We start from the raw sequence: 19,367 nt of genomic DNA on the forward strand, positions 1-19,367 counted from the left end.
GGAGGCATGAATGCCTTCTCGAGTGAACGGGCCCACCACCGCGCCCGTCCCGATCGACGGCGGACCGCACTGGTGGCCATGCTGGTGCTGGCGGCCGCGTCGTCGTCGCTGATGCTGCTGAGCGACGTGTCCGGCGCGCCCGCCTGGGTGCACTGGGTGGGGTCGATCGTGGCCGCCTGCTCGGCGCTCGGCGTCGTGATCATCGCCGAGCTGAGCTGGGACCGCGCGATCGACACGGCCAAGTCGGCCGGCCTGGTGTCGACGGCTCTCGACGACTGAGCTACCCGACGTCGAGCAGGTAGGTGCGCTGCGCCCACTGGAACGCCTGCCACCCCGCGACCTCGTCGAACTCGTCGTGGACGCGTTGTGCCGCGGCGCCACTGATCGGCCGCGCGTCGCGGGCCTTCACCTGCACCTCGGCGCAGCGCTCCATCATCAGGAAGAACCCGACCGCCGAGTCGACGGTGGCGCCGACCGTCAGCAGACCGTGGTTGCGCAGGACGACTCCGCGCGCCGCACCCATCGCCGCGGCGATGCGCTTGCCGCCGTCGACCGAGCCGATGCTGACCTCCTCGTCGTCGAAGATCTCGTGGTCGCCGTAGAACGCGCACGCCTCCTGCGAGATGGGCTCCAACCGGGTGACGGTCGCCGAGAACGGGGTGCCGTAGGGCGTGTGGCAGTGGGCGGCGGAGACGATCTCGGGATTGGCCTCGTGCACCGGGGCGTGGATGTAGTACGCGGCGACGTTGATGTGACCGCCGCCCTCCACCGTGCCGTCCGGGCCGACGAGCACCAGGTCGTCGACCGTCATGTGGCGGAACGGCACGCCGTAGCGCCCCAGCCAGAACCAGTCGAGCCGTTCCGGGTCGCGCGCCGAGATGTGCCCGTCACCGAGGGAGCCCCAGCCCATCGCGCCGAAGACCCTGTACGCCAAGGCAAGTCGCCGTTTGCGGTGCGCCCGCAGCTCGTCGAGGTCGGCGAACTCCGGCTCGAAGGCCGCGGGGTCGAGGAACTCCGTCGTGTGCACCCTTCCACGCTAAGCCACTCAGGGGCGGATCAGCACCTTGAGCGCCTCGCGGTCGGCCATCGCGCGGTAGCCGTCGGGGATCTCCTCGATGCCGATCGTGCGGTCGAACACCCGGCCCGGTTCGACGACGCCGTCGAGGACGTCGGGCATCAGCTCCTCGATGTAGGCGCGGGCGGGTGCGACGCCTCCGGTGAGGGTGATGTTGCGCATGAAGTACTTGCGGGCGAACGGCACGTCGTCGTCCTGGGGTACGCCGACCCTGCTGACGAAGCCACCGTCGCGGGCGACCCCGAACGCCATCTCCAGGGAGGACGTGGTGCCGACGCATTCGAGGACGGCGTGGGTGCCGTCCCCGCCGGTGAGTTCGCGCACGCGCTCGATGCCCTCCTCGCCGCGCTCGGCGATGACGTCGGTGGCGCCGAACTCACGCCCCAGATCGGTGCGCTCCTGGTGGCGACCCATCAGCAGGATCCGTTCGGCGCCAAGGCGTTTGGCGGCCAGCACGGCTGAGAGCCCGACCGCGCCGTCGCCGATGACCGTCACCGTGGTGCGCGGGCCGACCTTGGCGGTGACCGCACAGTGGTGGCCGGTGCAGAACACGTCGGACAGCGTCAGCAGGGACGGCAGCAGCGCGGAGTCGGGGGCGACGGGCAGCTTCACCAGCGTGCCGCGCGCCTGCGGGACGCGCACGGCTTCGCCCTGACCGCCGTCGACGCCGGGTGACCCCCACCCGCCGCCGTGCCGGCACGAACTCTGCAATCCCTCGGCGCACAGGTCGCACGTGTTGTCACACCACAGGAACGGCGCGACGACGAGGTCCCCCTTCGCGAGCCCGTCGACGTCGGACCCGACGTCCTCGACGGTGCCGATGAACTCGTGCCCCATGCGGCGGCCCTTGTCGCTGTGCGGCATCGAACCGTACGGCCACAGGTCGCTGCCGCAGATGCAGGACTGCGTGATGCGCACCAGGGCGTCCGTCGGCTCGCGCAGCGTGGCGTCGGGAACGTCTTCGATCCGAACGTCGTGGGCTCCGTACATGATCGTGGCGCGCATGGGCCGTCCTCGCATCTCTCTCGCGGTGGGGTGACCCCACCAGTCAACCCGACGACGGCGCGATCGGGAGAGGGGCGGGTCCGATTTAGGGGCCACCCTTCCAGTGCTCGATGCGATGGTGGTCGGGGGTGAATCCGTGTCTGACGCCCCAGAGGACGGCCTGGGTGCGGCTGCCCACGTCGATCTTGCGGTAGATGGTGCGGATGTAGGACTTCACCGTGTTGGGGCTCAGATAGGTCAGTCGCGCGACGTCGGCGTTGCTCTTGCCCTGCGTGATGAGAGCCAGGATCTCCGACTCGCGGTCGCTGAGGCCCTCGCCGCGGCCAGGCCAGTCCAGACCCACCGCGCTGCGCGTGCGGGCGGGTGGGTCGCTGATGACCGTCTCGCCGGCGTGCACCGCCTCCAGCGCGGCGACGAGGTCCCGCGCGGGCAGCGTCTTGGACAAATACCCATGTGCGCCACGCTCTTTCGCGCTGGCGATCAGGTCGGGGTGGAAGTTCCAGGTGTAGACGACGACGCGACGAGCGCACGGGTTGGCGACCAGGATGCCGATCTCGTGGTGGTCGGACTCGGGTTGGGCGAACGAGTCGTACAGCACGATGTCGACCGGGTCCTTGACGCCCATCGTGGCGTCGAGTTCGGCGACGACCACGCGGTCCCGATACCGGTCGAACATGTTGGCCACCCCCATGACCACCACGTCGTAGTCATCGACGAGTGCCACGGTGATGGGACCGTTCTCGGGCGGGGACACCGTCGAAGGGTACCGCCGCAAGGGCTGCGCCGAACCCCCCCAAAGGGTCCTTTACCTCGACTGTCGGGTCGGTCAGACCGCGGTGGTCTCGCCGGGCACGTGGCCCAGGATCCGGCGGAACGTGGTGTCGAGACGTTCGCTCATCCGCTCGGGGGCGGCGAGATCGTCGGTGGACCGGGCGGCCACGCTCGCGCGGGAGCGACCGAGGTCGGCGTGATAGGACGCCGCGACGACGGCCGACCACGCGACCACCGCCCTGCGCACCCGCGCGTCGTCGGGCGGCACGCCGAGCCGGGCGGCCAGGGCGCCGCCGAGAACCTGCCGACGCAGCTCCGACGCCCGTTTCTGCAGCGGGGGGCTGGCCGTGATGGCCGCCGCCATGCCGGTCAGCCGTTCCGGCGAGACGGCGGCCCGACCGTCGATGACGTCCTGAAGCATCGCCGCGTTCGCCGCGTGCAGCGCGTGGCGCAGATCGTCGAAACCGTCGACCCGTAGGTGCCGGACCGCCGACGCGAGCATGTCGCCCAGTACCGAGAGCACCGCGTCGTCCTTGTCGTGGAAGTGCTCCTGGACGTCGGTGGGCGACACCCCCGCCGCGGCCGCGATCTGGCGCGTGTCCACGCGTCCCCAGTCGTGCGTGCTGGCCAGGCGCATCGTGACGTCGACGATCACCGAACGCGCGCGGTTCGCCGCGGGGCCGGGTGTCACCGTCATCGCCTCGAAGGTACGGGCCACGCCCGCCTCGGGCATCCCTAGCCGCTGTGGTGTGAGCCAGCTCACGTTCCGAGGTGTGACTAGAAGTGCGGAGCGCGCAGCACACGCCGCGGCAGCCAGCGCCGTCTGCCGCCCTTCAGCTGCGCGCGATGCCGCTCCGCCGGGGTCGAGAAGTCAAGGGGCAGTTGACCATTGGCCAGCAGTCGGCGCATGGCCGGCCCGTCGACGGGGCGGGAGAACAGGTAGCCCTGGGCGCGGTGGCAGCCCAACTCCAACAGCGTGAGGGCCGCCGCGGGGGTCTCCACACCCTCGGCCACGACGTCGAGGCCGAACGAATCGGCCAGCGCGACGGTGGCCCGGACGATCGCGAAGTCGCTGTCGTTCTCGCCCAGCTCCAGGACGAAGCCCTTGTCGATCTTGAGGATGTCCACCGGCAGGTTCTTCAGGTGCGACAGCACGCTGTAGCCGGTGCCGAAGTCGTCGATCGCGATGCGGACGCCCACGTCCTTGAGCCCGTTCAGCGTGATCCGGCTGGCGTCACCGTCCTGCACGACCACCGACTCGGTGATCTCGAGGCAGATCATGCTGCCGTCGAGACCGAACTCGTCGAGCGTGCTGGCGACGGTGTCGACGAATCCGTCGGTGACCAGTTGCACCGGCGAGACGTTGACGTTGAGCACGACGTCGGGCGGCATGCCGTCGGCGAGCCAGCCGCTGAACTCGCGGCACGCGGCCCGCATCACCAGGCGGCCGAGCTCGCCCGCCAGGTTGATCGACTCGGCGATCCCGATGAAGGCGCCCGGCAGCAGCAGGCCGCGCGTCGGGTGCTGCCATCGCACCAGGGCCTCGGTCGCCACGATCTCACCGGTGCGCATGTCGACCTCGGGGAGGTAGTGCACGACGAGCGCACCCGGATCGTGCTGGATGACCTCGCCGAGGTGCAGTTCGACGTCGTGGCGTAGGTCGAAGGCCCGCTCGAGGTCGACGGAGAAGGCGGCGGCGTTGTTGCCGCCGCCCTTCTTGGCGGTGAGGAGCGCCTGATCGGCCCGCCGCAGCAGGTCCGAGGAGCTGACGCCGCTGCCGGGCTCGCCCGCCGCGACGCCGATGCTGACCGTGCGCATGAGCGTCTCGCCCGCGATCACCTCCGGCGAATGCAGGTCGACGCGCATCCGGCGGCCGAAGTCGTGGGCCTCCTCCAGCGTCATCGGCTCGGCCGGGACGACGACGAACTCGTCGCCGCCGAGCCGCGCGCAGATCGCGTCGGGACCGGCCTGGGCCACCAGCCGGTTCGCGAACGAGACCAGGAACGCGTCGCCGGCGCCGTGGCCGAGGTAGTCGTTGACCGCCTTGAGCCGGTCGAGGTCGAAGAACAGCACCGCCACCGGTCCGGGACGGCCCGCCGCGAGCCGGGCGTCGAGATGCCCGATCAGTGCGCTGCGGTTGACGAGCCCGGTCAGATCGTCGTGTTCGGCCAGGTAGTGCAGTTTCTCCTCGGCGGTGATGCGTGCCTGCAACTGGGCGAACAGCGTGGCGACCGCCTGCAGTGCGGTGAGCTCCTCGGGCAACCATTCGCGGTCCCCGAACTTCACGAACCCCAGCGTGCCGGTGGTCAGATCGCCCGAGAGCAGGGGCACGCACGCCAGCGACGTCTCGGGCACCGCGGTGCCCTCCTCGATGCGGCGCTGGTAGTCGGCGTTCGCCGGTTCCGGACGCAGGACGTCGGGCTCCTTGAGGTACTCGGCGCGCGCGAAGATCGGGTCGGCGTCGGCGAAGTACACCAGGCCGATCGGGTCGGGTTGCACCGGTTCCCGCGGCGGCCATTCCGCGATCAGCCGGGTGGCACGGATGTCGTGGTCGTTGTAGCGCAGGAAGCAGACGTCGACGCTCAGGCGCTTGGTCAGATCGGCCAGTACGCGTTCGCTGACCGCGGCGGCGTTCACGGCCGTTCCGCCCATCAACTCGGCGGCCACCGCAGTGACCATCTCGTCGAGGCGCCCAGACATGATTCAACGTTAGCTGTATTCGACGTCCTTGCAAATACAATGAGGGTCACAGACTGGCCGATCGGCTAGCGTCACGTCGCGGTAACGACACGCCATGGTCGGAGTTTGATGGCGAGTCGGCTCCGCGGCGTTCATCTCGACCCTCCGACGGCGAACTCCCGGCGCCCCGGCGAGGCCGCCAAAAGATTTGCGCAATCGAACGCCCGCCCGCGCGTCGGGCCCGCGGCGCCACCCCCGTCGTAGGGTGAACCGCAGGAGGCGCCATGACCACGGACACCACCCCATCCGACGACGTCGGTCCGGTCGCGGACATCGACGACGCCCAGATCAGCGAGATCGTGGAGCAGGAGTTGGCGACCGCCGTCGCCGACCCGGATCCCGTGTACGTCCTGTCCGTCGAGTTCGAGGGCGACGGCTACACCTCGGTGCACACCTCGCGGGAGGGTGCGGACGCGCGTCTCGTCGAGATCGCCGCAGGCTGGGGCGTCGCCGACGCGCTGGACTCCGATCGCCTGGTCCACAGCGTGACGAAGGTGCCGCTGGAAACCCCGTAGCCCGCTATGCGTCCACCGACACCCGGAAGCGATCGGCGGTCGCGGGGCACCGCTCGAAGTGCAGGCACACCGTGGTGCCGCGCGGCCCGCCCTCGATCGTGCAGTGGTCGCTCAGCGCGCGCATGAGCGAGATGCCCCGGCCGCGGCGTGGATCGTCGGGACCGGGGTCGAGCCACGAGCCGTGGTCGAAGACGCACACCGTGACGCGCGCCAGGGCGGCGTCGTGGCTGACCGCCAGGGTCATCGTGCCGGGGGCGGTACCGCGGTAGGCGTGATCGGCGCAGTTGGCGAGCGCCTCATCGGTGGCAAGCACGATGTCGGCGTGTTGCTGGGGGTCGGTGAGCACCGCTTCGGCGAGCCACAGGGCCATGAGCTCACGAAAGTACGTGACCGTCGACGGGTCTGCCCGACCCGTCTTCGCCCAGTCACCGGAAGAGGGAAAGCTGTTCAGCACCATGGTGAGTCGATGATTACCCAACTTGCTGGAGAATGACCACCCCGGGTCGTCGACGAGCCGTGCGGCCTCGGCCGACGGGGTGTGCAGCGACCGTCACTAACGGTTGACCAGCCCGGTCGGTTAGATTTCTTGGGCAACCTGGCGTCATATGCAGAACTGCCCACCACGGGCGCCACACCTACTCGTCCCCGAGGCGCTCACATGCTGACCACGGTGAAGCACCGGCTTCGTTTCGAAGACCACTACTACTGGATCACGTCGTACCTCGCGGCCAGGGGACTGCAGCGCGGCACGTGCCGGCTGGTCGCCGCGAGCATGCTGGGGCTCGGCGTCCTGCCGCTGCTGCTGATGACGAGCGAGGCAGGTCCGAGGGGAGCCCTTGGCCGCGGTCTCACGCTGGGGGTCTCGGCGTGCTGCGTCGCCATGGCGTTCCTGTGGCTGCGCGCCGGCTGGCCCACCCGCGTGCAATCCCAGCTGTGCGTCCTGCTCGGCAGCGGGTGCATCGCCGTCGCCTGCCTGGTCCAGACGAACCCGGCGATCGGCCTCACCGGCACCAGCGCCTACGTCGTGCTGTCGGCGTTCACGGCACTGTTCCACGACGGTCGGCTGATGTCGGTGACCTGGCTCGTCGGCGCCGTCACGCTGGTCGCGATCGCCATTCGTCTCGGCGGCTTCGAGCCGGGTGTGACCGTCGCGGGCATCCTCATGTTCGCGCTCATCAACGCGTTCGTGGCGTTCGCGTGCCGCACCATGATCCGGCTGGTCAACACCGACGTCCACTACACCGAGCTCGAACCGCTCACCGGGCTGCTGACGCGCGACGCCTTCACCGACCGGGTGGCCACCATGATCGCCGCGCGCGACAGGAACGACGACCGCTTCCTCGCGATCGTCGTCGTCAGTCTCGACAGCTTCTCGCTGCTGACGGGCCTGCGCGGTGAGGCCGGCGGCAACGAGGCCCGGGTGGCGATCGGGCACCGCCTCACCGAGACGCTGCGACGCGACGCCGTGCTGGCCCACGTCGGAGAGTCGGAGTTCCTGATCGCGGACTCGTTCACCACGACCGACACCAGCGTCCTGACCGAGCGTCTGCAACAGACCGTGCGCACCGCGCCCTACCGACTCACGGCGAGCATCGGCGTGGTGGCGACGCCGCTGGCCGACCTCGTCGGCCACCCGCCGCACGACGTCGTCGAGGAGCTCGTCACGATCGCCGCCTCGAACGTGTACACCGCGCGCCGCGACGGCGGACAGCGCACGCGGTCGACGGCCAACCCGCGCCTGGCCTCCCTGGAGGGACTCGGCTCCGCGGGCTGGGACAACGACGACCTGACCGCATAGCGCGAAACCGGTGCCGCGCGACGCCCCTCGCCGACGAGACTAGGTCGCCCCGCGGATCGCGGCGGCCACCGCCTGCGGCGCCTCGGACTGCGGAAAGTGGCCCACGCCGGGCAGTCTCACCACCGCGGCATCCGGCAGCAGGTTGATCGCCGGCTGCAGGACGTGACGTCCCGACACGGGATCGTCGAGCCCCCACACCAACTGGACCGGCCCCGGCCAGCTGCTGAGCGCCGCCTCCCACCTGCGGTGGTGCCGGGCCCGTTCGGCGTTGTACCCGATTTGCAGATGGGCCAGGCGGTGACCGCCGGCGCGCGAGATGCCGTGCCATAGACCGTCGAATTCGTCGTCGGTGAGCGCCGACCCACGCACGGCGTCCAGACCGCTGCGCATCCGGCTCGCGGTCACCCGGCTGGAGATCAGCCCTCCGAGCACGGGCAGGGCCAGCAGCCGTTGCAGCCGCGTCGGGCGGTAGGCGCTGTAGACGATGCCGAAGTTCATTGCGACGAGCCGATCGATGGCGAACCCGGCAGCGCCTCGCAGCGTCCGATCGATCAGCTCCTGGCCGACGATGCCGCCGTAGTCGTGGACGACGAGCGTCACCGAGTCGAGCCCGAGGTGCGCGGCCAGGTCCTCGACGACGTCCGCCGACTCGAACACGGTGTAGCCGTACGGGTTTGGCTTGTCCGAGGCGCCGTAGCCGAGGAAGTCGACGGTGACGACGTCGTGGTCACGGGCGAGGTCGTGCGCCACGTCGGCGTAGTCGTAGGACCACGTGGGGAAGCCGTGCAGCATCAGCACGGTGGGCCCCCGACCGCGTCGACGGTAGGCGATGCGGTGGCCGCGACGACTGATCAGCGTCTCGTTCTCGTCCATCCAGTCCTGGGCTCGCCGTCGGCTCACGGGACGTCCCCCTTCGAATACACATCAACACTCAGATACACTTGTGTATCACAATGCAGGCATGCCACCCTCGGTGTCAACCATTGATGACGGCGGAGGGACGTGACCGTGGCACGGTTGACCAGGACCGAGCAGCGCGAGGTCACCCGGGAACGCCTCATCGAGGCTGCCGGCCGGGTGTTCTGCCGGCTGGGGTTCGAAGCCGCACCCATCGACGTCATCGCCGAGGAGGCGGGCTATTCGCGCGGAGCCTTCTACTCGAACTTCCGATCCAAGGACGAGCTGTTCGTCGCCCTGATCGCGCGCCATCTCGACGCCGAGGTCGAAACCCTCGGCCGCGCGCTCGACAGGATCGCCTCGGCGGCCGAGCTCGCCCCGGCGATCGAACGGCGGTACCGCATCCTCGGCGAGGACGACAGCTGGTGCCTCCTGACGACCGAGTTCCAGCTCTACACGATGCGGGGCGGCACGAAGGCCGACGAATTCGCCGAGATCTACGAGGCGTACCGGCGTCGCCTCGGCCAGCTCATCGCGACGCACTTCGACCGTCTTGGCATCGAATCCAGCCTCAGCCCTTACGAATTCGGCGTCGCGCAGATCGCCCTGTCCCACGGGCTGGCGCTGCAGCGCGCCGCCAACCGGTCGTTGAAGCCCACGCTCGCGGCGCGTGCGCTCGCGACGTTCGTCCGGGGGGCGCTCGCCAAGTAGCCGGCCGGGCTGGCCACATGAACATTCCATGGAATACACTCTCGCTGCGAGAACACCATTCCATGGAAGGCATCCACCATGCGCGCCATCGTGCTCGACGCCCCAGGACCGCCGTCGTCGCTGACCATCAGGGAACTGCCGACGCCGGAACCCGCCGCGGGTTGGGTCCTCATCGCGGTCGAAGCGTTCGGCCTCAACCGCTCCGAGCTGCACACCAGGCTGGGCCTGGCCGACGGGGTGACCTTCCCGCGGGTGCTCGGCATCGAGGCCACCGGCACCGTGGCCGCGTGCCCGGGCGGCGAATTCTCCGTCGGTCAGCAGGTCGTGGCCATGATGGGCGGCATGGGACGGACCTTCGACGGCGGCTACGCCGAGTACACCTGCGTGCCGGCCGGTCAGGTGATCGCCTTCGAGAGCACCCTGGACTGGGCGACGCTGGGTGCGGTCCCCGAGATGTTGCAGACCTCCTACGGGTCGCTGACCGTCGGGCTCGACGCGCGGGCCGGCCAGACGATCCTCGTCCGCGGCGGTACGTCGTCGGTCGGGATGGCCACCGCCGTGCTCGCCAAGCGCCTCGGCCTGACGGTCCTGTCCACCACGCGCAACCCTGCGAAGGCCGCGGCGCTCCGCGCGATCGGCGTGGACCACGTGGTCGTCGACGACGGCCACGTCGCGTCGGCCGTCCGCGAGATCGTTCCCGCCGGGGTGGACGCCGCCCTCGAATTGATCGGCACGCCAACACTTCCCGACACCCTGCGCGCGACCCGGGTGCACGGCGTCGTCTGCTTCACGGGCATGCTGTCCAACCAGTGGACGGTGCGCGACTTCTACCCCATCGAATACCTGCCGCGCGGCGTCCGGCTCACCGCCTACGCGGGCGACGCAGCCGATCTACCCGCACCGGTTCTGCAGGAGTTCCTCGACGACGTCTCGGCCGGCCGCGCCACGGTGCCGATCGATCACGTCTACCGCTTCGACGAGATCGTCGCGGCGCACACGGCCATGGAATCGGGGACGGCGCACGGCAAGCTCGTCGTCACGACCGCGTAGGCGGGCCGGCTGACGCACTCGCCGGTCGGCGCCTCCCCGGCCATCGGCAACTGGGTATAGTCAGATATATCCAGCAGGGGCGGCCAGCCCCGCCCACGACCCGAGGAGCCACCATGACCGAAGCCGTGACCACGACGACCAGCCACGTCGCCACCCGTCTGGACATCGCGACGTCGGTGCCGTTCGAAACCTTCTGCGACGCACTGGAATCGGCAGCGCCACGATTCCAGCGGGGGCCCATCGACGACATCGCCGCACGCGGGGGTTCGTGGGACGAGGTGCTGGCCGCGGTCGCTCGCAACGCCCCCCACGGCCTGATGATCTTCTCCAGCCTCGAGGCCGCGCCCCTCATGGCGACGGCCGGGATTGCGACCCGCGCCACCGGCTATCTCATCGGCAATCACACGATCGCCGAGCGGATGTTCCGGCACGACCCGCTGGCCCTGCTCTACGCGCCGCTGCGCATGCTCGTGCACGCCGACGACGACGGCAACGCCGTGCTGAGCCTCGACCAGCCGAGCACGCTGTTCGGGAGCCTGGAGGATCCACGGATCACCGCCGTGGGCCGCGAACTCGACGGGAAGGTGCGCGGCCTGCTCCACGCGATGGGAATCGAGGCCCACTTCCCCACCGACGGCGACTGACGCGGCGGCCGTCGCGCGAGGGGCGGCCGGGACCGGGTAACCTCAACCCCCAATGGTGTGCCGGGAAGTCTGGTCGGCTCACGGGCGTCGGCGTCCGTGATGATGTGACTGCCAACGACTGAGGTGTGCCTTGCCGGACGACGACCTGCCCCGCTCACCGCGCGCCCTGTTCGCCCGTGGGTCCTGGGCCGAGACCTCGCGCATCTCGGCGATCCTGCGCAAGGAGACCGTCGGCGGGGCACTGCTCCTGCTCGCCACCGTCGTCGCCCTGGTCTGGGCGAACTCACCCTGGTCGGCGTCCTACACCGCGCTCGGTGACCTGCGCGTCGGCACCGACGCCCTCGGTCTGCACCTCGATCTGAGTCTGCGCACGTGGGCCGCCGACGGGCTGCTGGCGATCTTCTTCTTCATCGTGGGCCTGGAACTGAAACGGGAGTTCGTCGCAGGCGACCTGCGCGACCCGGCCCGCGCGGCCCTTCCCATCGCCGCCGCGGTCGGCGGAATGATCGTCCCCGCAGCGATCTTCGTCGCCCTCACCGCCCACGTCGGCGACGGGGCGGTGCGCGGCTGGGCCATCCCGACGGCCACCGACATCGCCTTCGCCGTCGCGGTCCTCGCGGTCATCTCCACCCACCTGCCCTCGGCGCTGCGGACGTTCCTGCTGACCCTCGCGGTCGTCGACGACCTGCTCGCGATCACGGTCATCGCGGTGTTCTACACCGACCACATCGACGTCGTCGCCCTCGCCGCCGCCGTCGTTCCGCTGTCGCTGTTCGCGCTGTGCGTGCAGCGCCGCATCCGATCGTGGTGGCTGCTGCTGCCGCTGGCGTTCCTGGCCTGGGTGGCGGTGCACCAGTCGGGCATCCACGCCACCGTCGCCGGGGTGCTCCTCGGATTCACCGTCCCCGTGCTGCGCAGTGCCGCCGCGGGCGGACCCGATGCCGGACCGGGGCTGGCCGAGCACTTCGAGCACCGCACTCGCCCGCTCTCGGCCGGTGTCGCGGTGCCGGTGTTCGCCTTCTTCGCCGCCGGAGTGAGCGTCGGTGGCTTCGCCGGTTTGACCACCGCACTCGGGGACCCGATCGCGCTGGGCATCGTCTGCGCCCTGGTCGTCGGCAAACCCGTCGGCGTCTTCGCGACCACCAGACTGCTCGCGGCGGCCACGCGCGCGAGCCTCGATGCGGCGCTGCGCTGGATCGACGTCTTCGGTATCGCCCTGCTCGCCGGAATCGGGTTCACCGTCTCCCTGCTGATCGGCGATCTGGCCTACGGCATGGACTCCGGGCGAGACGATCACGTCAAGATCGGGGTCCTCACCGGTTCGGTGGCCGCCGCCGTCCTCGCGTCGGTCGTATTGAGCCTCCGCAACCGGCATTACCGCGCCGTCTGCGCCGAGGAGTCCCAGGACGACGACCACGACGGCATCCCCGACGTGTACGAGTCGCACCGGGACTGAACCTGATTCAGATCCGCGCGGGCGCCGGGCCGTCGACGATCAGCGGGGCCAGGGTCACCGCCGGGCGCGGCAGCTGCCACCGTTCACAGCCCTCGCGCAGGGCGTCGTCGACGGCGCCCACGATGGCCGACAGCTGAGGGGCGCGGTCGTCGAGCCACAGGTCGGCCGATCCGCCGCTCAGCATGATCCGGTGGATCGGCGAGCCGCACGTCTTCAGCAGCGCCGTTCGGCACAGCAGCCGTTCGGCCGTCGACGCCCATTCCACGGCCCCCGCGGCGGCGTCGACGTCGCCGTGCAGTCCGATGATCTTCAGCCGCCGATCTCCGAACACCAGCGGCGAGCTCTCGTCGAGGTAGAGGTACGTCGTCCGATGCGCCAGTTTGCCGAGGCGCGCGATCTGCGGCGCCGTGGCGACGACGAACCGAAACACCCCCAGATGGACGGCGCGGCGCAGGCACTCGGTATGCGGCGAGCACCGGAAGACGATCTGCGTGGGCCGGATGCCGCGGCGCTGCACCAGGTCGAGCTCGTCGTCGTCACGAGCGGTGACCGTGACCCCGTGTGCGCGGACCCAGGCCGCGACGGCGCGGTCGGTCAGCGCGGCGGCCGGTACGCCGCAGGCGGCGCCGGAGATGCCGCGCCGCACCAGTTCGAAGGAACTGCGCAATCGAGGGTCTGCATCGGTGATGTCCATGGCAAGAGTCATGCCGTCAGATCTACTCCGACGACGGGGCACACCCCCGCATCCATACGGAGTCCTAACGCGGCAGGCCCCGAAATTTGCGCGACGTTGACTCCGATGGCGCAGGGGCAGAGCGGGAGTCGGGTCACGCGGAGAGCGGCGTCAAGGGCGCGTCAAAGTCGTCGCGATCGCCGTCAACAGATCGTCAGGAATCCGTAGGCACGACGCGACGAGGCGTAGAGCTTGAATCAGAGCCGCCGCTGGCGCGGCCAAGCCAGGAGCGTGCCCCATGACGACGTTCGATCTCCCCCATTCCACCGCCGCCCCCTCACGTCTCGGGGTGCCGGGGCATTCGAATGACCGGCTTGCGCTGTACCGCAGGGTATTTCGCGAGGCGGCGATCGTGTGCCCCGCCGACGTCCTGGCGCGAACCGGCATGGCGGCCGCGGTGCGCACGCACGGCCACGGGGTCGAGGTGCGCTCGCTCGATCAACTCGCCGTCGCGACGTCACTCGGCATTCCCGCATCGCGGATCGTCCTGCAGGACGACGGCACGACCGCCGCCCCGATCCGGCGCGGTGTCGATGCCGGCGTGGGCCGGATCGTGCTGGCCTGCTCGGAGCAGGTCAAGGTGCTCGCCAGCTGCGCGATGCGTCGGCAACGAATCATGCTGGACGTCAAGGCCGATGCCGTCGATGCGGTCCTCGCGTGCACGCGACTCGAACTCGTCGGACTGCACGCCCGGTTGGCCCCCGCCGCGGGCGTGCCCGACTACGTCGACGTCGTCGCCGAGATGGTCGCCCACATGGCGTGGATCCGCCGCAGGCACCGCCTCATCACGACCCGTGTCAGCCTCGGGGGTGGCCGCCTGCTCTCCGACACCGCGGAGCCGAGCGAGCTGCGGGACTTCGACGCGGCACTGGAGGATGCCTTCGACGATGCCTGCGCCCGCTTCCGGTTTCCGCGACCGGCATTGATCCTCACACCCTGGTGCGACGGACGACCCGTGCCGATTTCCGCTCGCGGCGAAGAGCTTTGGCACGTCCCGTAAGGGTCGCGTCAAGATTGGCGATGCGGGCGTATGGATGACGTCCAGAACGTGGCCGCCCGGTGGGCGCGGTGCCAGTCTCGAGATGTGACGGATGAACATCGCTCTGCCGGGGGGCATGTCGACGCCCCCGACGAGGGGAACGGCTCGGCCTCGTGGTCGAGCCGGGCCCGGCACCGGGTGCTCGACGGTCGGTACGCGTGGGGGTCACTCGACGTCGGAGCCAGCCGGCAGGGATTCCGGCACTACCGGCTGGTGGTCTTCCCGCCGGGCGTGACCGCGTCCGAGCGGCGCCGCATCCGGCTGGCTCGCAGCTGGCCCACCTGGGGAGCGGTGGCCTTCACCGCCTGCCTCTCGATCCTGTGCACGGCCCTGGGGCCGTGGACGGGTCTGATGGCGTCGACGGCGCTGTGGCTGAGCTCGGGCATCCTGGTGCGCCTGCGGGCCGGTGACGTGGCGACCCGCGTGCGGACCCTGTCGGTCGTGCTGATGGACCGACACCACGATCCGCGCTCCGCCGAGCGGATCGCGTTGATGGCGGACGTGGCCGAACGACTCACCCACGCCGATCGTCTACTCCAAGAACAGAAGATCTCCGCGGCGTGCCACGAACTCGCCTGGGGTCTCGCCTACGACCTGCTGGCACTCGGCCAGTCGGCGCACCCCTCCACTCACGGATGAGGATCGCACCCATGTCGAACGTCGTTCAGCTCCTGGGCATGTTGACCATCCCCACGACCGTCCTCCTGGTGTGCCGGCAGCTCAATCTGCGCGCGGACGCGAGCACCGCGCAGCGCGGACCGGGCGGTCGCCGAGTCACTGCTGGAAGCGGTACCCCATGCCCGCCTCGGTGATGAGGTGCTGCGGATGGGACGGGTCGTCCTCCAACTTGCGCCGCAACTGCGCGAGATAGACACGCAGATAATGAGATTGGTTGGCGTGGCTGGGCCCCCACACCTCCTTGAGGAGGTCCTCCTGACCGACCAGCTTGCCCGGATTGCGCACCAGCATCTCGAGCATCCCCCACTCCGTGGGCGTCAGATGGACGTTGACGCCGGCCCGGGTGACGCTCTTGTTGGCCAGGTCCACGCTGAACGCGGCGGTGTGCACCACCGGTTCCGCGGCGCCGGTGGCCGAGGCTGCGCCGCGCCGGACCGCCGCCCGCAGCCGAGCCAGGAACTCGTCCATGCTGAAGGGCTTGGTGACGTAATCGTCTGCGCCGGCGTCGAGTGCCTCGACCTTCTGGGTGGGATCGGTGCGCGCGGACAGCACGATCACCGGCACGGTCATCCAGCCGCGCAGGCCCTCGAGCACCCGCAGCCCGGACATGTCGGGCAGTCCGAGATCGAGGATCACGACGTCGGGGCGCCGGTCGACGGCCGCGCGCAACGCCGAGGCGCCGTCGGCGGCGGTGATGACGTCGTAACCGCGGACCGACAGGTTGATGCGCAGGGCGCGCAGGATCTGCGCATCGTCGTCGACGACGAGCACCTTCGTCTTGGCCGGGGCCGACCTGGCGGGGTCGATCGGCGTCATGCGTCGATCTCGTCCGCCGGTGCGGCGAGGTCGATGACGACGGTCAGGCCTCCGCCCGGGGTGTCGGTGACGTGCACGGTGCCGCCCATCGCCTCGACGAAACCCCGTGCGACGGAGAGGCCGAGACCGACACCGGTGGTGTTGTCGTAGTCGCCGAGGCGCTGAAAGGGCGCGAACACCTGGTCTTCGGTACCGCGGGCGATGCCCGGCCCCTCGTCGGCGACGTTGAGCAGCACGCGATCGCCCACCCGGGCGGCGTTGATGCGGATGACGCTGTTCGGCGCATACCGCAGCGCGTTGTCGATCAGGTTGCCCAGCACGCGTTCGAGCAGTCCGCTGTCGGCCATCGCGACGGCGTCACCGACTTCGACCTTGATCCGGCCGAGCCCGGACTCGTGCAGACCGGTGACACCCCTGCCGACGCCGACGAGCGCGCGCTGCACCGTCTCCTCCAGGTAGACCCGGGTCAGGTCGGGAGTGACGACGCCGGCGGCCAGCCGCGAGGAGTCCAGCAGGTTGCCCACCAATCCCGTGAGTTGGTCGATGGATTCCTCGATGGTGGCCAGTAGTTCGGCGGTGTCCTCGGCGGAGAACCCGACGTCCTCGGCGCGCAGGCTGGACACCGCGGCCTTCGCCCCGGCCAGCGGGGTGCGCAGGTCGTGGCTGACCGCCGAGAGCAGGGAGCGACGCAGTTCGTCGGCCTGTGCGATGGCATGGGCCCGGCCCGCCTCCTCGGTGAGGTCGCGCTGCTTGATCAGTCCGACGGCCTGCCGGGCGACGACGCCGAGCACCCGACGATCCCGGGCCGCGAGCCGCCTGCCCGCCATCAGCATCCAGAACTCGTCGTCGCCCACCTCGATGGCCGTGTCCGCGGAATCGACGTCGACGCAGGGGCTTTGGCCGACGCAGGCGACGATCCCGGTACCGCTGCGCAGGATGCTGACGGCGCGCTGCGAGTACGTCTCGCGGACCCGCTCCAGGAGCATGTCCAGATCCGCGCCGCGCAGCACCGCTCCGGCGAACAGGGTCAGCAGTTCGGCCTCCTGCGAGGCGCGGCGGGCCTCGCGGGTGCGACTGGCGGCGCGGTCGACGAGGACCGCCACGGCGATCGCCATGGCCAGCAGGACGACCTCGGTCACGGCGGCGTCGGGTTCGGCGATGGTGAAGCTGAAGCGCGGGTTGGTGAGGAAGTAGTTGAGCAGCAGTCCCGACAGCAGCGCGGACAGGATCGCCGGGGCGACGCCACCGAGCAGCGCGACGACGAGGACGCCGACGAAGAACAGCGCACTCTCACCGCCGATGCCCAGGTAGGTGTCGAGGAAGACGTAGGTGACGGCGCAGATGATGGACGGCACGAAGAGCGCGGCGAGCCACGACATCAGCCGTCGTTGTTGCGGCGCAATCGAATTGAGGGAGAACCCGCGGCTGGCTTCCTCGTGGGTCACCATGTGCACGTCGATCTTGCCCGAGTGCTGCACCGTGGCCGCGGCGATGCCCTCGTCGAAGATGCGCGCCCAGCGCGAGCGCCGCGACGTGCCGAGAACCAGCTGAGTGGCGTTGATCTCGCGCGCGAAGTCCAGCAGGGACGCCGACACGTCGTCCCCGACGACTGCGTGCACGGTGGCCCCGAGGCTGGTGGCGAGTTCGCGCACCTTGCCCATCTGCGGGGCGGACACGCCGGCCAGGCCGTCTCCCCGCACGACGTGGACGACCATGAGTTCGGCGCTGGACCGCGACGCGATGCGCGAGGCTCGGCGCACCAGCGTCTCGGACTCCTCGCCACCGGTCACCGCGACGACGACGCGTTCCCGGGCCTCCCAGGTGTCGTTGATCTCGTGGTCGGCGCGATACTTGGCGAGCGCCGCGTCGACCTGGTCGGCCAGCCACAGCAGTGCCAGTTCGCGCAGGGCCGTCAGATTGCCTTGGCGGAAGTAGTTCGACAGTGCCGCGTCGACCTTCTCCGGGGCGTAGACGTTGCCGTGAGACATTCTGCGCCGCAACGCCTCTGGCGAGATGTCGACCAGCTCGATCTGATCGGCGGCGCGGACCACCTCGTCGGGGACGGTTTCCCGCTGTTCGATACCGGTGATCTGGGCGACCACGTCGTTGAGGCTCTCGAGGTGCTGGACGTTGACCGTGGTGATGACGGTGATGCCCGCGGCCAGGATCTCGTGAACGTCCTGCCACCGCTTGGCGTTTCGGCTGCCGGGAGCATTGGTGTGGGCCAACTCGTCGACCAGGACCACCTCGGGCCGACGTGCGATCACCGCCTCGACGTCGAGTTCGGCGAACCGGCTCCCGCGGTAGTGCACGTAGTGCGGCGGGACGACCGGAATCCCCGTCAGTTCCGCGGCGGTCTTCTTGCGGCCGTGGGTCTCCACCACCGCCGCCACCAGATCGGTGCCGCGGTCGAGCCGCCGGTGCGCCTCCCCGAGCATCGCGAACGTCTTCCCGACGCCCGGGGCGGCACCCAGGTAGATGCGCAGCTCGCCGCGCTTGGTCTGATACTGGGAGACCGTCATCGATCGGATCAGCTCGCCGCCGGGTACTTCTGGTCCAGCGCCAGGTTGAGCGCGAGCACGTTGACCCGTGGCTCACCCATGAAGCCCAGATCGCGACCGTCGGTGTTCGCGGCGAGGAGGGCACGAATCTGATCCGGGCTGACACCGCGGGCCTTGGCGACCCGGTCGACCTGGATGTCGGCGTAGGCGGGCGAGATGTGCGGGTCCAGTCCGCTGCCGCTGGCCGTCACCGCGTCGGCGGGTACCGCCGGGGCGCTCGGGGCGGCGCCGCGGATGGGGACGATCTGTCCGATCGTGTAGTCCTCGCCGAACTTCGCGCACTCGACCCGCACGCCGTCGTAGGTGGCCAGGAACGGCGTCGTGGTCGTCGTGCACGGCTCGTTGACGCTGACCACCCTGGTCGGCGCCTCGACGTTGCCCCTCGCGTCGCGCGGCCCGATGACCGAGAGCACGGCGCCGATTCCGTCGCCGGTGCAGAACGGGCGGCTCGCGTTCACCCCCTCCGCCTTCGCGACCGCCGCGCTCCGCGTGCACACCTGGGTCAGCAGGCTCGCCTTGAAACCGTTGGAGTCCTTGGGCGCAGACGGATCGGCGGGGGTGTCGACGATGCTCTCGGGCCCCAGATTGCTCGCGCTGGTGGACAGCGGGTCATACCCGTTGCCTGCGGCCGAGGGCCTGCTCTGGAAGTACTTGGCGATGGGATCGCCGTTGGCGTCGGTGAAGGACTGGCCGATCAGCGTGCTGCCGACGGGCTTGCCTGCCACCTCGACGATGGACCCCTGGGCCTTGTCGTGCAGGCCGGGCAGCATGGCGACCAGCCAGACGACCAACGGATACGCGATGCCGGTGATGGCGGTGAGCACCAGCAGCGCCCGGACGGCGGCGAGGTGTTGACGAATGAGGCTCTGCACGTTCATG

General features: G+C 70.0%; 20 protein-coding genes. 9 read left to right on the top strand and 11 right to left on the bottom strand.

All coding sequences use genetic code 11. The features are described 5' to 3' along the window. The first annotated feature begins 6 nt into the window (after positions 1–6). On the top strand, positions 7–279 hold the full coding sequence (locus G6N60_RS21955) for a hypothetical protein (protein WP_163741232.1): 273 nt from the start codon (positions 7–9) through the stop codon (positions 277–279). Position 280: 1 nt separating this feature from the next. Here G6N60_RS21955 and G6N60_RS21960 read toward each other — a convergent pair whose 3' ends face one another. The 5 genes from G6N60_RS21960 to G6N60_RS21980 form a co-directional block, all read right to left on the bottom strand. Then, positions 281–1,027, bottom strand: a complete 747-nt coding sequence (locus G6N60_RS21960; RefSeq protein WP_163741234.1) for a class II aldolase/adducin family protein — start codon at positions 1,025–1,027, stop codon at positions 281–283. 18 nt (positions 1,028–1,045) lie between these two features. Then, on the bottom strand, positions 1,046–2,080 hold the full coding sequence (locus G6N60_RS21965) for a zinc-dependent alcohol dehydrogenase family protein (protein ID WP_163741236.1): 1,035 nt from the start codon (positions 2,078–2,080) through the stop codon (positions 1,046–1,048). Positions 2,081–2,165: 85 nt separating this feature from the next. After that, entirely contained in the window at positions 2,166–2,834 is a 669-nt protein-coding gene (locus tag G6N60_RS21970; protein WP_197746958.1) for a LuxR C-terminal-related transcriptional regulator, read from the bottom strand. Between the two features lie 72 nt (positions 2,835–2,906). Further along, on the bottom strand, positions 2,907–3,548 hold the full coding sequence (locus tag G6N60_RS21975) for a TetR/AcrR family transcriptional regulator (RefSeq protein ID WP_163741238.1): 642 nt from the start codon (positions 3,546–3,548) through the stop codon (positions 2,907–2,909). An 80-nt stretch (positions 3,549–3,628) separates the two neighbouring features. Beyond that, positions 3,629–5,551 carry a putative bifunctional diguanylate cyclase/phosphodiesterase gene (locus G6N60_RS21980; protein ID WP_163741240.1) on the bottom strand — a complete coding sequence of 641 codons (1,923 nt, stop codon included), beginning with the start codon at positions 5,549–5,551 and terminating at the stop codon, positions 3,629–3,631. Between the two features lie 263 nt (positions 5,552–5,814). Here G6N60_RS21980 and G6N60_RS21985 point away from each other — a divergent pair, with 263 nt between their 5' ends. Continuing rightward, on the top strand, positions 5,815–6,105 hold the full coding sequence (locus G6N60_RS21985; protein ID WP_163741242.1) for a hypothetical protein: 291 nt from the start codon (positions 5,815–5,817) through the stop codon (positions 6,103–6,105). A gap of 4 nt (positions 6,106–6,109) precedes the next feature. On the opposite strand, the gene G6N60_RS21990 is transcribed toward G6N60_RS21985, so the two are convergent. Continuing rightward, positions 6,110–6,583, bottom strand: coding sequence for an ATP-binding protein (locus G6N60_RS21990; RefSeq protein WP_163741245.1), 474 nt, complete (start codon positions 6,581–6,583; stop codon positions 6,110–6,112). 180 nt (positions 6,584–6,763) lie between these two features. On the opposite strand from G6N60_RS21990, the gene G6N60_RS21995 reads away from it, so the two are divergent. Beyond that, entirely contained in the window at positions 6,764–7,903 is a 1,140-nt protein-coding gene (locus G6N60_RS21995) for a GGDEF domain-containing protein (RefSeq protein WP_163741247.1), read from the top strand. Positions 7,904–7,942: 39 nt separating this feature from the next. Here the strand turns inward: G6N60_RS21995 and G6N60_RS22000 are convergent, their stop codons facing one another. Beyond that, the gene (locus G6N60_RS22000; RefSeq protein WP_163741249.1) at positions 7,943–8,803 is read right to left on the bottom strand and encodes an alpha/beta fold hydrolase; all 861 of its coding nucleotides are present in this window, start codon (positions 8,801–8,803) and stop codon (positions 7,943–7,945) included. Positions 8,804–8,911: 108 nt separating this feature from the next. Between G6N60_RS22000 and G6N60_RS22005 the strand changes: the two genes are divergently transcribed. The 4 genes from G6N60_RS22005 (at position 8,912) to nhaA (ending at position 12,661) form a co-directional block, all read left to right on the top strand. Beyond that, positions 8,912–9,511, top strand: a complete 600-nt coding sequence (locus G6N60_RS22005; protein ID WP_163741251.1) for a TetR/AcrR family transcriptional regulator — start codon at positions 8,912–8,914, stop codon at positions 9,509–9,511. Between the two features lie 78 nt (positions 9,512–9,589). Next, positions 9,590–10,561, top strand: a complete 972-nt coding sequence (locus G6N60_RS22010) for a zinc-binding alcohol dehydrogenase family protein (RefSeq protein ID WP_163741253.1) — start codon at positions 9,590–9,592, stop codon at positions 10,559–10,561. A 113-nt stretch (positions 10,562–10,674) separates the two neighbouring features. Beyond that, entirely contained in the window at positions 10,675–11,205 is a 531-nt protein-coding gene (locus tag G6N60_RS22015) for a DUF302 domain-containing protein (protein ID WP_163741256.1), read from the top strand. A gap of 130 nt (positions 11,206–11,335) precedes the next feature. Beyond that, positions 11,336–12,661 carry a Na+/H+ antiporter NhaA gene (nhaA, locus tag G6N60_RS22020; protein ID WP_246240918.1) on the top strand — a complete coding sequence of 442 codons (1,326 nt, stop codon included), beginning with the start codon at positions 11,336–11,338 and terminating at the stop codon, positions 12,659–12,661. 7 nt (positions 12,662–12,668) lie between these two features. Here the strand turns inward: nhaA and G6N60_RS22025 are convergent, their stop codons facing one another. Beyond that, positions 12,669–13,367: a type III PLP-dependent enzyme domain-containing protein gene (locus tag G6N60_RS22025; protein WP_163741259.1), complete on the bottom strand. Its 699-nt coding sequence runs from the start codon at positions 13,365–13,367 to the stop codon at positions 12,669–12,671. Positions 13,368–13,632: 265 nt separating this feature from the next. Here G6N60_RS22025 and G6N60_RS22030 point away from each other — a divergent pair, with 265 nt between their 5' ends. Both G6N60_RS22030 and G6N60_RS22035 read left to right on the top strand, forming a co-directional pair. Beyond that, a complete protein-coding gene (locus G6N60_RS22030) occupies positions 13,633–14,394 on the top strand; it encodes a type III PLP-dependent enzyme domain-containing protein (protein ID WP_163741261.1) in 762 nt (253 codons plus the stop codon). Positions 14,395–14,478: 84 nt separating this feature from the next. Next, positions 14,479–15,072, top strand: a complete 594-nt coding sequence (locus G6N60_RS22035; protein ID WP_163741263.1) for a DUF6611 family protein — start codon at positions 14,479–14,481, stop codon at positions 15,070–15,072. Between the two features lie 135 nt (positions 15,073–15,207). On the opposite strand, the gene G6N60_RS22040 is transcribed toward G6N60_RS22035, so the two are convergent. The 3 genes from G6N60_RS22040 to G6N60_RS22050 are packed head-to-tail and all read right to left on the bottom strand — an operon-like array spanning position 15,208 to position 19,366. Then, positions 15,208–15,927, bottom strand: coding sequence for a response regulator (locus G6N60_RS22040; protein ID WP_163741265.1), 720 nt, complete (start codon positions 15,925–15,927; stop codon positions 15,208–15,210). Further along, positions 15,924–18,449, bottom strand: a complete 2,526-nt coding sequence (locus G6N60_RS22045; protein ID WP_163741267.1) for a DUF4118 domain-containing protein — start codon at positions 18,447–18,449, stop codon at positions 15,924–15,926. Before G6N60_RS22045 ends, G6N60_RS22040 begins: the two co-directional genes overlap by 4 nt. Positions 18,450–18,457: 8 nt before the next feature. Further along, a complete protein-coding gene (locus G6N60_RS22050; protein WP_163741269.1) occupies positions 18,458–19,366 on the bottom strand; it encodes a potassium-transporting ATPase subunit C in 909 nt (302 codons plus the stop codon). Position 19,367 lies beyond the last annotated feature (1 nt).

This window comes from Mycolicibacterium madagascariense, from assembly GCF_010729665.1.
Lineage (GTDB): Bacteria > Actinomycetota > Actinomycetes > Mycobacteriales > Mycobacteriaceae > Mycobacterium > Mycobacterium madagascariense.

Coding starts and splice junctions, on each gene's coding strand:
- G6N60_RS21955 (WP_163741232.1), top strand. CDS start 7: ATGAATGCCTTCTCGAGTGAACGGGCCCACCACCGCGCCCGTCCCGAT.
- G6N60_RS21965 (WP_163741236.1), bottom strand. CDS start 2,080: ATGCGCGCCACGATCATGTACGGAGCCCACGACGTTCGGATCGAAGAC.
- G6N60_RS21975 (WP_163741238.1), bottom strand. CDS start 3,548: ATGACGGTGACACCCGGCCCCGCGGCGAACCGCGCGCGTTCGGTGATC.
- G6N60_RS21980 (WP_163741240.1), bottom strand. CDS start 5,551: ATGTCTGGGCGCCTCGACGAGATGGTCACTGCGGTGGCCGCCGAGTTG.
- G6N60_RS21985 (WP_163741242.1), top strand. CDS start 5,815: ATGACCACGGACACCACCCCATCCGACGACGTCGGTCCGGTCGCGGAC.
- G6N60_RS21995 (WP_163741247.1), top strand. CDS start 6,764: ATGCTGACCACGGTGAAGCACCGGCTTCGTTTCGAAGACCACTACTAC.
- G6N60_RS22010 (WP_163741253.1), top strand. CDS start 9,590: ATGCGCGCCATCGTGCTCGACGCCCCAGGACCGCCGTCGTCGCTGACC.
- G6N60_RS22015 (WP_163741256.1), top strand. CDS start 10,675: ATGACCGAAGCCGTGACCACGACGACCAGCCACGTCGCCACCCGTCTG.
- G6N60_RS22025 (WP_163741259.1), bottom strand. CDS start 13,367: ATGACTCTTGCCATGGACATCACCGATGCAGACCCTCGATTGCGCAGT.
- G6N60_RS22030 (WP_163741261.1), top strand. CDS start 13,633: ATGACGACGTTCGATCTCCCCCATTCCACCGCCGCCCCCTCACGTCTC.
- G6N60_RS22040 (WP_163741265.1), bottom strand. CDS start 15,927: ATGACGCCGATCGACCCCGCCAGGTCGGCCCCGGCCAAGACGAAGGTG.
- G6N60_RS22045 (WP_163741267.1), bottom strand. CDS start 18,449: ATGACGGTCTCCCAGTATCAGACCAAGCGCGGCGAGCTGCGCATCTAC.
- G6N60_RS22050 (WP_163741269.1), bottom strand. CDS start 19,366: ATGAACGTGCAGAGCCTCATTCGTCAACACCTCGCCGCCGTCCGGGCG.